This window comes from Collinsella sp. AM16-21 (assembly GCF_003471905.1).
Classification (GTDB): domain Bacteria; phylum Actinomycetota; class Coriobacteriia; order Coriobacteriales; family Coriobacteriaceae; genus Collinsella.
Map to the genome: position 1 here is coordinate 41798 of NZ_QRKJ01000006.1, position 12256 is coordinate 54053.

A 12256-nucleotide genomic window follows, 5' to 3' on the forward strand; every position below is an offset into this window, starting at 1 on the left:
AGAACGTCCTCGGACATGTCGGAAGCCCTGCGGAATGTTCTGAAAAGCAACTCCAGGGCGGGCCCTGCGGTAACTCGGCAGGGGGAGTGCGATTCCTCGATCGCTCACTTAATCTAATAGGAAATTGAGCGAGGCCGGAGCTTTAGCTCCGGCCTCCCCATATTAGGGCTCGGCAAAGCCGAGCCACCAAATTTGCATCAGCCCCAGAACATATTTGAGAACTGTGCCTGAAGGACGTATTTGCAGGCCCCGAATCGGTGTTGCCTCCCGGCGCACTCCGCAGGGGGAGCGATATTTTGCAGCACGAAGTGCGTGGCAAAATATCGCTCATGCCCGAGGACGCGCCGGGAGGCAACATCGATTCGGGGCCGGACGTATACGTTTACCAGCGCATTTACAAATTCGTAAACTTTTTTGAAAAAAGTGCTTGCACAGTTCTCGAATCATAGGTTATTATCTTTCTCGTTGAACGCGCGGGTCCAAGAAAACGAACCGCGAATCAACAACATAGCATGTCGGAGTGGCGGAATTGGCAGACGCGCTAGCTTGAGGTGCTAGTGACCGCTTTTTGGTCATGCGGGTTCAAGTCCCGCCTCCGACACCATCGCATTTGAGAAGCCTCTTCGGAGGCTTTTTTGTTACCGATAGACGGTGAGGTCCACGATGGAAACGCTTGAGCGCAACGAGTGGGCAGACGTTGCCCAACTGGTCGAGATCACGAGCGATGCTGTCATCATTTGTGAGCTCGACGGAACCATTCTGCATGTGAATAATCGCTTACTTGGTTTGATGTGCGAGGAACGCGCCGACGTCATCGGTGGAGATGTTAAAGACGTCCTGTATTCGTCCGCTTTTGAACGTGCGACGGAACATCGTCTACCATTTGAAACTGATGGCTCCGAGAACGAACTGATGCTCAAGCTGAGTGACGGCTCTTTTATTCCCGTCTTGGTTCGTGCGGGCTCCGTAACGCCTCCACGCATCTTTGGGCGCCGCGCACCACGTGTCCTGGTGGCGCTTCACAGTATCGAAGAGCAGTATTCCCACGATCGTCAGCTCAAACGTGCGCTTTCGGAGCTTAGGGTGGCGAATAAACGCCTTTCGGGTACCCTTTCGGTCATTATGAGTACCGTGGGCTCCAATGAGCTCCCCAGCTTGCTCGATATCGTTTTGAATCAGCTCGTCGGAACGCTCGATGCCTCTGGAGCTGCGATTTATTTTTCTGAGAGCGGCGGCTTTAAGCTTCGCGGTGTTTCCAAGGAGCTGCATGATAGCTACCTGCCCGAGTTTTTGCCGTATGGCGCTGGCATTCCGACGTATGTTCTTCGCGAGTCGCGTGCCTGCCGCCTGTCGATTCAGCAGGACCTTGAGGGCGACCGGGTTGCTTCGGGTATGTTCATGGATTTGGACAATCGTTCCAAGCACTTGCTGCGCGTGCAGGATATGCCCCCGTATCGCAGCGAGATCTGTCTTCCCGTGTTTTACGGCACGCAGGTGCTCGGTGTGTTGGAGGTCGGTTGGAAACGTCCACAGGCGCCACTTGCCTATGACCTTAACGTGCTCGAGGTCATCTGCGATTACCTGTCTATTCAGATGGTCGGCATGGCGTCGAGCTTGCGTTCGCGCCGCACGGCAGAACTTGGTCGTTCGCTCAACGTGCTGCGCGATGAGCTTTTTACCTATCTTGATGATCCGGTCGCTGCTTCGCACGCCGTCTCGTCCGAAATCTGTGCCGTGCTAAATTGCCATTTTTGCCCCGTGGAGTACGATGCGGGCCTCGAAGCCTATGTTATCGATTTTGAGGGCGGTAGCCGTGTGGCGTTGCCGGGCGATCCAGAGTCACTCTTCTTTTCCGTCACGACGCCGGCGGCGCGCCTGGGGACATCTTCTGATGGATTCGAGACATCGGTGCTGGGCGGGACGAGTGCCGACGATCTCAGGCACGTGCGCCTTACACGTGTGGACGAATCCACGTCTATGGGTGCATGGTTGAGGGCCCACGGCCTACCGTGTCAGGGACTTTATGTCGACTCCGGCATCGAAGCAGGGCGCTACAACTCGGAATCGGATGGCAAACGAAGCAACGATGCAATTGTTCCCGCTGATATCGCCAAGGGGCCGACGAGGCGTGCTTTGCTGCTCCGCGATGGCAGCCAGGAGCCCATTGATGACCTCGAATACGACTACATGGTGCATTTGGCGCATGACTTTGAGTTGATTTATGAGGGCGAGTCTCAAAAGCGCGAAGAACGTCATATTGCTCAGACGCTTCAGATTGGCATGAGAAATTCGCTTGGTGACGTTCCGGGCATCGCGACCGATTCGGTATACCTGTCAGCCACGAACTCTGCATTGGTCGGTGGTGACTTCTATACGCTCATCCGTCTTCCCGACGATTGCGCCGTCATGATCCTGGGCGATGTGTCCGGCAAGGGCATCGAGGCGGCATCCATGTCTGCACTCGTCAAGACGGCGCTGACGGCCTATGCCTGGGAGGGTGCGGGGCCTGCCCGCATGGCCCGCTCGCTCAATAGCATGCTCATGGGCTTTTCGAGGGTCGAGACGTTCGTGACGGCCTTTATCGCTAAGATTGACCTTAAAGCCGGGCGCGCGACCTATTGCTCGGCTGGCCATCCTCCCACCATGGTCATCAGGCCGTCGTCGACGCCGCTTGGCGGCGGAGAAACCCGAGGGGGAGAAGTGGAGCTCCTTGGGTGCCAATCGGGCGTGATCGGTGCCTTTGAGAGCATGGTCTACGAGACGGGCGCCTTTACGTTCGCTCCTGGTGACATGCTATTTATGTATACCGACGGAACGATTGAAGCACGTGATCGCTCGGGTGCTTTCTTTGGCGAACAGCGCCTTCGCGACCTTCTGCTCTCTGTCTCGGGTGAGGGCGTATCGGGCATTTGCGGCAAGGTCTTGGGCGAGCTTGACCGATTTACCGATTCGGCGCTGGACGATGACATTGCATTGGTGTCCCTTGAGTTTTTACGGGGTCGTTCATAGACGACGCTGGGCGGGTTGAATCCGGACGGTTGGGGAAACGAATGCATCGAGTGGGCTTTTTTGGGGAACCATGGTCGTATGAATGAGTGGAATGACATAGCGGTTTTGACGCCACCGGGTGATGTCGACATCGCCTCGGTGCCCGTGCTGCGCCGACGGTTGGACAATTTGATCGACCGGGGCGTTCGTCGCGTTGTCATCAATTGCCAGGCCGTGGGCTTTATCGACTCGACGGGTTTGGCGTTTTTGCTTACACGTGCCAGAGAACTCATGAGGCGAGAGGGCCTGCTTTCGCTCGTTAACGCCTCCGATGAGGTCATCCGCTTTTTGGAGATTGCCCGACTTGTCGACATCCTCCATGTTGCGGGCTTCGCTCGGGAGTCGATTCCTGCCATTCCGGTGGGGGAATTGCCTCGCTGGAGCAAGAGTGTCGAGGTGCGCCAGGGTATCGAGAACCTTCCATACTATCGTCATCGTATTGCCGAGCTACTCGAACCGCTTCCCCTGAGGCGGGATGAGCGCTATGACGTCGCGTTGGCATCGGGCGAGGCGCTGGGCAACGCGTATGACCATGCGGGCGGTATCGGATGCATCCTGACGGTTCAGGCCTATGGCGATCGTGTCGTGATTGAGGTTGTCGACCGTGGGGCGGGCTATTCGATTGACGGGTCGAGTGAACCGGTTACGACTGAGGAGCGCGGGCGTGGGATCAAGCTCATGCGCATGTTAGTCGACAACGTGGAGGTTGCCCGTCGTACTGATGGTGCCGGTACGCGCGTTCGGATGGTAAAGCTGTTTAGCGGAACATTGGAATCGTGCGCCTAGTAAATCGTTTTGGCATGTATATCTGCCAAGAGCATGTGGCGAACAACTTTTTTGAAAAAAGTACTTGCGTCTTTTGGGCAACTCGCGTAAATTAATAACCCGCAAGCGGACATGGCTCAGTTGGTAGAGCACAACCTTGCCAAGGTTGGGGTCGCGGGTTCGAGCCCCGTTGTCCGCTCCATTGCATTTCCGGACCGTCTCAAGCGGTCCTTTTTCGGCGAAGTGGCCAAGTGGTAAGGCAGAGGCCTGCAAAGCCTTTACCCCCGGTTCGAATCCGGGCTTCGCCTCCAGGCAACATCCGGGCGCTCCGGCGCCCGTTTTGTTTTACATATGCGGACATGGCTCAGTTGGTAGAGCACAACCTTGCCAAGGTTGGGGTCGCGGGTTCGAGCCCCGTTGTCCGCTCCAACTATCTTACGCGGTTCTAACGAACCGCGTTTTTTGTTGACGCTGCGCGGGCCCCGGGCACCCCATCTTGCCCCCCAATCGTCGGTCGCGTACATAAAGTACGCTTCCCTCCTCTTTCGCGGCAACCTGGGGCACCCGGAGCCCGCTCGCTGTCGTGGCCGGGGGAGTAAGTCTTCCGTTCTTTTCACTAATCGATCGATTCGTCCCAGGAGGCTCGAGCCCGAGAGGGGGCGAGCGTTTGGGGCGTGGCTGCGGCGTTGATTGCCGTGAATGTCAGCTTTGGGCGTATCATCGTGGGCATCTCGCAAAACCTCGTTGCAAGGGAGATTCATCCCATGGCTACAGAAAAGTCCTCTTCGCGCTCATGGATGTCCGATGCCGCGATTTATCAGATCTACCCGCGCTCGTTTAAGGATTCGACTGGTTCGGGTCTGGGCGATATCGCGGGCATTACCCAGCAGATGGACTATCTTGAGCGGCTGGGTATCGAGGCCATCTGGCTGAGTCCGTTTTACCCATCGCCTCTTGTCGATGGCGGCTATGATGTGGCGGACTACTGCGATGTCGACCAACGTCTCGGCTCGCTTGACGACTTCGATGACATGATCGCCGCGGCTCACGCGCGCGGCATCAAGGTCATCGTCGACATCGTACCCAACCATTCGTCCAACCAGCACCCCTGGTTCAAAGCCGCTCTTGCTTCCGGCCCCGGATCGCCCGAGCGCGCCCGCTATATCTTCCGCGATGGTCGCGGCGAGCATGGCGAGCTGCCTCCCACCAATTGGAATGCCAACTTTGGCGGCCGTGCCTGGACGCGTGTTGCGGACGGTCAGTGGTATCTGCACATGTTTACGCCCGAGCAGCCGGACTTTGACTGGTCATGCCCCGAGGTTCGCGCGTTCTTTTGCGACGTTCTAGCGTTTTGGAGCGATCGAGGCGTTGATGGCTTTCGCATTGATGTGGCACACGGTCTCGCCAAGGATCTCGACCGCGATGATCTCGACCAGTGGCATCTCGCCGAGGGCGATGACATGGTTGACGACGGCACCCATCCGCTGTGGGATCGCAACGAGGTTCACGAGATCTATCGCGAGTGGCGCCGCGTGTTCGACCGCTATAATCCGCCGCGCAGCGCTGTTGCCGAGGCGTGGGTGCTGCCCGAGCGCCAGTATCTCTACGCGCGCCCCAGCGAGCTTGGCCAGACATTTAACTTTGAGTTCGCCAAGGCCACTTGGACCTATGATGACATGCACGCTGCAATCGAGGAGGGCTTGAAGGCAGCCATCGAATCCGATTCCGCCTCGACCTGGGTACTTTCCAACCACGACGTGCCTCGTGTGGCGACGCGCTTCGCCCTGCCGCAGATCAAGGCGACGCGCTACCACCAGATTGCGCTCGACTGGCTCTTACGCGACGGGTCGTCTTATGACGAGGACCGTGAACTCGGCGAGCGCCGCGCGCGGGCGGCCCTTTTGCTTGAGCTGGCGCTTCCGGGCTCGGCATACGTGTATCAGGGTGAGGAGCTCGGCCTTTTTGAGGTGGCTGACATCCCGTGGGCTGCACTCGAAGATCCCACTGCGACCAATACGCACGGATCGAAGCGCGAGAAGGGGCGCGACGGCTGTCGTGTGCCCCTGCCGTGGGTGGCGACGGACGATCCCGCGCAGGGCGGATCGTTTGGATTTTCGCCGATGGACGCCGATGTGGCGCCCCATCTGCCGCAGCCTGCATGGTTTTCCGATTACGCTGCCGATAGGGAAGAGGCGGACCCGACATCGATGCTTGCGCTCTATCGTGACGCCCTCTGGCTGCGGCGCAAGCTGCGCGGGTGCGCTAACGATCTTGCGTGGCTCGATCTTGACGGGCGCACCGGCCTTGCGGATGGTGCCGAGGGCGCTGAGGGCGGCGTCATCGCCTATCGCCGCGACAACGGCTGGGCGTGTGTGACGAACTTCGGTGCAGCACCCGTGGAGCTGCCGGCGGGCAAGGTCCTGCTCACCTCATCACCGCTTGCAGACGGCAGACTTGCGCAGGACAGCTCTGCCTGGATCATGCTCGCTGAGTTGTAGGGGGCCTCTTGCGGCGAGTTTGCGTTTGCTCGCGCTTTCCGTGGTGGCTGATGTCTTCGCGAGGTTCGAGAGGGCGTCGCAAAACTTTTCAAAAAAAGTTCTTGCATAGGATGCGGGTATCACGTAAGATTAATCCCCGTAAGCGGACATGGCTCAGTTGGTAGAGCACAACCTTGCCAAGGTTGGGGTCGCGGGTTCGAGCCCCGTTGTCCGCTCCATTTGGGCGTTTAGCTCAGGGGGAGAGCGCTTCCCTGACACGGAAGAGGTCAGAAGTTCAAATCTTCTAACGCCCACCAAATGTTCGCAGCCCAGAGGCTTAGCCTCTGGGCTGTTTTGTTTTGTTCGCCAAATGGGTCGCCAAATACGTCACCAAATTTCGAGTTTTTTGATCTTCTGGGATGCTTCTCAGTAGTCATCCGAGAAAACTCTCATCTTCTCTGTTTGCATACACATATCTTTCAAGGATTCGTGCCGCGGTTACATGGGGCTCGGCAAGGCACGACCGCAACATGTTGGTCAAGCATAATCTTTTGGATTCTTTTGGCGTGAGCGGCTTGGTTTTGGTAGGATTTGTCAGCGGCTTGACTAAGGGGGTTTTATAACTGCCATGCAGGTAGCCGTGTTGGTAACGTTTTACCGACTTGCCAAGAACCCCTCATAATTAATGCGTCTGCAAAATGACCAATTGCTTTGACCTGCTGAAACACTATATGTTGTGTTTGAACTAAAAAAAGAATACAGGATATAGATGCCTCTTTGTCGTATGATAGATGGCGGACAGAGAACGAGGACCTTATTTGCCCCATTTGGATAGATCTTTGAGCCGCTTGATCGGCCGCGAGGATTGTCCGCATGAGGACCTATGGTTTATCGAGAACACAGATTGCGCGACGGCGCCGCAAGACAGGGGCAAGCCCTGCCGGGCATCGTTTGGCTCTGAAGCGCAATGAGACTACGACGCGAAAGAGGCAAGAGGATGAAGATCATCAAGCGCAGCGGCACCGAGGTTGTCTTTGACATCGATAAGATCGTCAATGCGATTCGCGCCGCAAACTTGGAGGTCGAGGAGAGCTCTCGTCTAACCGACCGCCAGGTGGTTTATGCGGCGCAAAACGTCGCCGAGGCATGCGAGAACGCGGGCCACACCGTTTCGGTCGAGGAGATCCAGGATTTGGTCGAGGACGAGATCATGCGTCTCGACTGCTACGAGGTCGCCCGCCACTACATCATCTATCGCTATGTTCAGAGCCTGAAGCGCCAGAAGAACACGACCGATGACAAGATCCTGTCGTTGATCGAGTGCAATAACGAAGAGGTCAAGCAGGAGAACTCTAACAAGAACCCGACCGTCAACTCCGTTCAGCGCGACTACATGGCCGGCGAGATTTCCAAGGACCTGACTCAGCGCGTGCTGCTGCCCCAGGAGATCGTGGATGCCCACAACGAGGGCTTGATCCACTTCCACGATTCCGACTACTTTGCCCAGCACATGCATAACTGCGACCTGGTGAACCTGGAGGATATGCTCCAGAACGGCACCGTTATCTCGGGCACGCTGATCGAGAAGCCGCATAGCTTCTCGACTGCCTGCAACATCGCGACGCAGATTATCGCCCAGGTTGCTTCCTCCCAGTACGGCGGCCAGTCTATTTCGCTGACCCATCTCGCCCCCTTTGTTGAGGTGAGCCGTCAAAAGATTCGCGGCGAGGTTGCCCGCGAGCTCGAGGAGCTCGGTGTTTCGGCATCTGCCGAAAAGGTCCGTGAGGTCGTTGAGGACCGTCTGCGTGACGAGATCCGTCGCGGCGTCCAGACGATTCAGTATCAGGTCGTGACCCTTATGACCACCAATGGCCAGGCGCCGTTCGTGACGGTCTTTATGTATCTCAATGAGGCCCGTACGCCCCAGGAGAAGCACGACCTTGCCATGATCGTGGAGGAGACGCTTCGTCAACGCTATGAAGGCGTTAAGAACGAAGCCGGTGTGTGGATTACCCCGGCATTCCCCAAGCTTATCTATGTACTCGAGGACGATAACGTTCACGAGAATTCCCCGTACTTCTACCTGACCCAGCTTGCTGCCAAGTGCACCGCCAAGCGCATGGTGCCCGACTACATCTCCGAGAAGAAGATGCGCGAGCTCAAGCTGTCGAAGGGCGAGACCGCCGGCAACGGCGATTGCTACACCTGCATGGGTTGCCGCAGCTTCTTGACGCCCGACCGCTCGGGCAACGGCTTTAACAATGTCGCCAACGCGCTGAACTATGACCCGACCAAACCCAAGTACTATGGCCGCTTTAACCAGGGTGTTGTGACCATCAACCTGCCCGATGTCGCGCTGAGCTCGCATCAGGACATGGACAAGTTCTGGAAGATCTTCGACGAGCGCCTTGAGCTGTGCCACCGTGCTCTGCTGTGCCGTCATGAGCGCCTGATGGGCACGCTTTCGGATGCCGCGCCGATTCTTTGGCAGTACGGTGCCCTAGCGCGTCTGAAGAAGGGCGAGACGATCGATAAGTTGCTCGTGGGCGGATACTCTACCATCAGCCTTGGCTATGCCGGCCTGTATGAGTGCGTCAAGTACATGACGGGCCACAGCCACACCGAGAAGGAAGGCACGCCGTTTGCCATGGCCGTCATGCAGCGCATGAACGACAAGTGCGCGGAGTGGAAGGCCGAAAGCGATATCGATTTCTCGCTGTACGGTACGCCGTTGGAGTCGACGACCTACAAGTTCGCCAAGTGCCTGCAGCGCCGTTTTGGTATTATCCCGGGCGTGACGGACAAGGGCTACATTACCAACAGCTATCACGTCCACGTGTCCGAGGAGATCGATGCCTTCGATAAGCTTAAGTTTGAGGGCATGTTCCAGCAGCTTTCGCCGGGCGGTGCTATCTCTTACGTTGAGGTTCCCAACATGCAGGACAACCTCAAGGCTGTCATTCGCGTGATGCAGTACATCTACGACAACATCATGTACGCCGAGCTCAACACCAAGAGCGACTACTGCCAGGTGTGCGGCTACGATGGCGAGATCAAGATTGTTGAGGACGATGGCAAGCTGGTGTGGGAGTGCCCCAACTGCGGCAACCGCGACCAGGAGAAAATGAACGTCGCTCGTCGTACGTGCGGCTACATCGGTACCCAGTTCTGGAACCAGGGTCGAACCGAGGAGATCCGCGACCGCGTGCTGCATCTCTAATAACCATCCCAGGCTGCCCCGTAGCGAGGCCCCGGACCTTTACTCGCTATTTCGGACAGTCCTGGCTCACGACGGAGGCGCCACTGGCGCCTCCTGTTCGTGCGGAACTCATATCGAGCAAAGGTCCGGGGCCTCGCTACGGGGCAGCCAAGTTGATGTAGCTGAGATGCAGCATGCGGTCTGCTCACTCCTCGAAGTTCTCAGCGGAAATGAGTTGACCTGCGACAACGGTCTGCTTGCGATAACGGTTGAGCTGCAGCATTGTTTTTATTGGACCTCGAACCCTATACTCGATGTTCGCTGAGTTCATTGAGTATCGCTCGCGAGGGGTCTGGAGTATATCGTCCCGCCCGCAGTTTCGCAGGCCGCAGGCCGAGAATGTTTGAGGACGGGATGATATGTCCCGGCCTCCCGGGAGAGTTACCTATGAACTACGCGAACATTAAGTATTTCGACATTGCTGATGGAGAAGGCGTTCGTACTTCTCTGTTTGTAAGCGGGTGCCGTCGTGGGTGCAAGAATTGCTTTAACTCTGTTGCGTGGGACTTTGCTGCGGGTGAGCCGTTCGATCGTGCCGTCGAGGACAAGATTATCAAGAGTCTCGATCATCCCTTTATCGATGGTCTGACGATTCTGGGCGGCGAGCCCATGGAGCCCGAGAATCAGGCGGGGCTCGTTGATTTCATTGAGCGTGTTCGCGCGGCCTATCCAGTGGGGTCGGGGAAGACCATTTGGTGCTTTACCGGTGACGTGCTCGAGGAGCTTATGCCGGGTGGTCGTCATCATACCGAGGTGACGGACCGCATTCTTGCCTGCCTCGACATGTTGGTGGACGGCCCGTTTGTTCAGGACCTGTACGATATCACGCTGCGCTTTAGGGGCTCGAGCAACCAGCGCGTGATCGATATGAACGCTACGCGCGCCCGTGCTGAGCGCGAGGGCGTTGCACTTTGTGATGCGGTTGAACTTTGGCGCGATGATCCGGTCTATTCGACCCATACTATGTAGCTTGTGGTCGATGCCGGAGGGCGTGGTACCATAGCGCGAACGTGAAATCGGAAAAGTGAGGCCCAGATGGTCGATCAGGAAAAAGTCGAGGCCGCCATTAAGCTGTTGCTTGAGGGCATAGGCGAGGATCCAACTCGTGAGGGCCTGCTGGAGACCCCGGCGCGCGTTGCCCGTATGTATGGCGAGATCGCCGGCGGTGTGGACCAGAGTGCCGAGGAGCACCTGTCCAAAACCTTTGCCGTCGCTTCGAACGATTTGGTTATCGAGCGCGACATCACGTTCTACTCGCTGTGCGAACATCATCTGCTGCCGTTTTATGGCAAGGCCGCCATTGGTTATATCCCTAACGGTCGGGTGGCCGGGCTTTCCAAGCTTGCTCGCACGGTTGAGGTTTATGCCCGCCGTCTGCAGCTGCAGGAGCAGCTGTGTGCGCAGGTTGCCGATGCCCTCATGGAGTATCTCGCTCCCCAGGGAGCGATTGTGTTGATGGAGGCCGAGCATATGTGCATGACGATGCGTGGCGTGCAAAAGCCCGGCACCAAGACCGTGACGCTCGCTCGCCGCGGCGTCTTTGAGACCGATCCCGCGCTCGAGGAGCGTTTCTTTAGGATGCTGGACCGTTAACCATGAGAGTCGTCAACGACTTTACATCGAAGACCGATGAGGGGACGTCGCGTCGCGGCTTTATGGCTTCGGGCCTGGCCCCCTTTGGCGCCATGCCTCGCATTGATTACATTTGTACCAACGGGCTGTTCCGGCGGCACCTGGGCAACATTGCACAGTTGGAATCGGGGCGCATCTTCTGCCGCCACGGTATTGACCATCTGCTCGATGTCGCTCGCATTATGTGGATCAAGAATCTCGAGGAGCAGCTCGAATTTGACCGCGAGGTCATCTACGCCACGGCACTTCTTCACGATATCGGCAAAGATGAACAGTATGAATCGGGTATATCCCATGATGTTGCAAGCGAACGCGTCGCTGATGCGATTCTCGGCGGCATGCCCGATGACGTGGCGTTTGAGCCGGCCGATGCCGCAGCCATTAAGACGGCCATTCTGGGCCATCGAAAGCTGCGCGTGAACAGCCAACCGCTTGAGCGTCTGCTCTATGCAGCCGACAAAGCGTCGCGTGCCTGCTTTGCATGCCCCGCGCGCAACGCTTGCAACTGGAGCGATGATAAAAAGAACCTGTCGATTCGCGTGTAGTTAGTTTGCGCGGTCGGGGTTCTAAACGAAGGAGACGATCGCGTTGAGTAACAAGAAACTGCCCGAGAATGCAACCAAGACCGAAGGCGCCGAGCTCGCCCGCCGTGGAAGGGGCGAAATATCCACCGCAACGGCGGTGCCTCACGTGAGCTATGACGATTTGCGCCATGCCGATCGTATTGTCATTGACGGCCTGGAGGTTTTTGCCAACCATGGCGTGTATCCCGAGGAGAACGCGCTGGGTCAGAAGTTCATCGTTTCTCTGGTGCTCTATGCCGACCTGCGCGCGGCGGGGGAGCACGATAACCTGGACGCCTCGATTGACTACGGCTCGGTGTGCCACGATGTCGATGGCTATCTGCGCGAGCATACGTTTAAGCTCATCGAGGCGGCAGCCGAGGGGACAGCCCAGATGCTGCTGCGCCGTTATCCCTCGCTGCTTGGTGTGCGCATAAAGCTCGATAAGCCGTGGGCTCCTGTTGGCCTGCCCCTGGCAAGCTGCGGCGTCGAGATCGAGCGCGTGCGCTAGT

At 57.5% G+C, this 12256-nt stretch carries 8 protein-coding genes and 6 tRNA genes; all 14 read left to right on the plus strand.

Features of this window, described 5'->3' with window-relative positions; genetic code table 11:
* Positions 1 to 514: 514 nt before the first annotated feature.
* The 14 genes from DW180_RS04520 (at position 515) to folB (ending at position 12255) form a co-directional block, all read left to right on the plus strand.
* A tRNA-Leu gene (locus DW180_RS04520) sits at positions 515 to 604 on the plus strand.
* 59 nt (positions 605 to 663) lie between these two features.
* Entirely contained in the window at positions 664 to 3009 is a 2346-nt protein-coding gene (locus tag DW180_RS04525; protein ID WP_118237650.1) for a GAF domain-containing SpoIIE family protein phosphatase, read from the plus strand.
* Between the two features lie 78 nt (positions 3010 to 3087).
* The gene (locus DW180_RS04530; protein WP_118094501.1) at positions 3088 to 3834 is read left to right on the plus strand and encodes an anti-sigma factor antagonist; all 747 of its coding nucleotides are present in this window, start codon (positions 3088 to 3090) and stop codon (positions 3832 to 3834) included.
* 105 nt (positions 3835 to 3939) lie between these two features.
* Positions 3940 to 4015 (plus strand) — tRNA-Gly (locus DW180_RS04535).
* Between the two features lie 35 nt (positions 4016 to 4050).
* Positions 4051 to 4124: transfer RNA gene (locus DW180_RS04540), tRNA-Cys, on the plus strand.
* A gap of 42 nt (positions 4125 to 4166) precedes the next feature.
* Positions 4167 to 4242 (plus strand) — tRNA-Gly (locus tag DW180_RS04545).
* 335 nt (positions 4243 to 4577) lie between these two features.
* Positions 4578 to 6311 carry a glycoside hydrolase family 13 protein gene (locus tag DW180_RS04550; protein ID WP_233545177.1) on the plus strand — a complete coding sequence of 578 codons (1734 nt, stop codon included), beginning with the start codon at positions 4578 to 4580 and terminating at the stop codon, positions 6309 to 6311.
* Between the two features lie 142 nt (positions 6312 to 6453).
* Positions 6454 to 6529 (plus strand) — tRNA-Gly (locus tag DW180_RS04555).
* A 3-nt stretch (positions 6530 to 6532) separates the two neighbouring features.
* A tRNA-Val gene (locus tag DW180_RS04560) sits at positions 6533 to 6607 on the plus strand.
* A 680-nt stretch (positions 6608 to 7287) separates the two neighbouring features.
* Positions 7288 to 9510 carry an anaerobic ribonucleoside-triphosphate reductase gene (gene nrdD / locus DW180_RS04565; protein ID WP_117583876.1) on the plus strand — a complete coding sequence of 741 codons (2223 nt, stop codon included), beginning with the start codon at positions 7288 to 7290 and terminating at the stop codon, positions 9508 to 9510.
* A 426-nt stretch (positions 9511 to 9936) separates the two neighbouring features.
* A complete protein-coding gene (gene nrdG / locus DW180_RS04570; RefSeq protein ID WP_118237651.1) occupies positions 9937 to 10518 on the plus strand; it encodes an anaerobic ribonucleoside-triphosphate reductase activating protein in 582 nt (193 codons plus the stop codon).
* Positions 10519 to 10584: 66 nt separating this feature from the next.
* Complete coding sequence (gene folE, locus DW180_RS04575) at positions 10585 to 11142, plus strand: GTP cyclohydrolase I FolE (protein ID WP_117564447.1); 558 nt, start codon at positions 10585 to 10587, stop codon at positions 11140 to 11142.
* Between the two features lie 2 nt (positions 11143 to 11144).
* Positions 11145 to 11726, plus strand: a complete 582-nt coding sequence (locus DW180_RS04580) for an HD domain-containing protein (protein WP_187362376.1) — start codon at positions 11145 to 11147, stop codon at positions 11724 to 11726.
* 43 nt (positions 11727 to 11769) lie between these two features.
* Positions 11770 to 12255 (plus strand): dihydroneopterin aldolase, encoded by a 486-nt coding sequence (folB, locus tag DW180_RS04585; RefSeq protein ID WP_055251396.1) that lies wholly within the window; start codon positions 11770 to 11772, stop codon positions 12253 to 12255.
* The last annotated feature ends 1 nt before the right edge of the window (position 12256 follow it).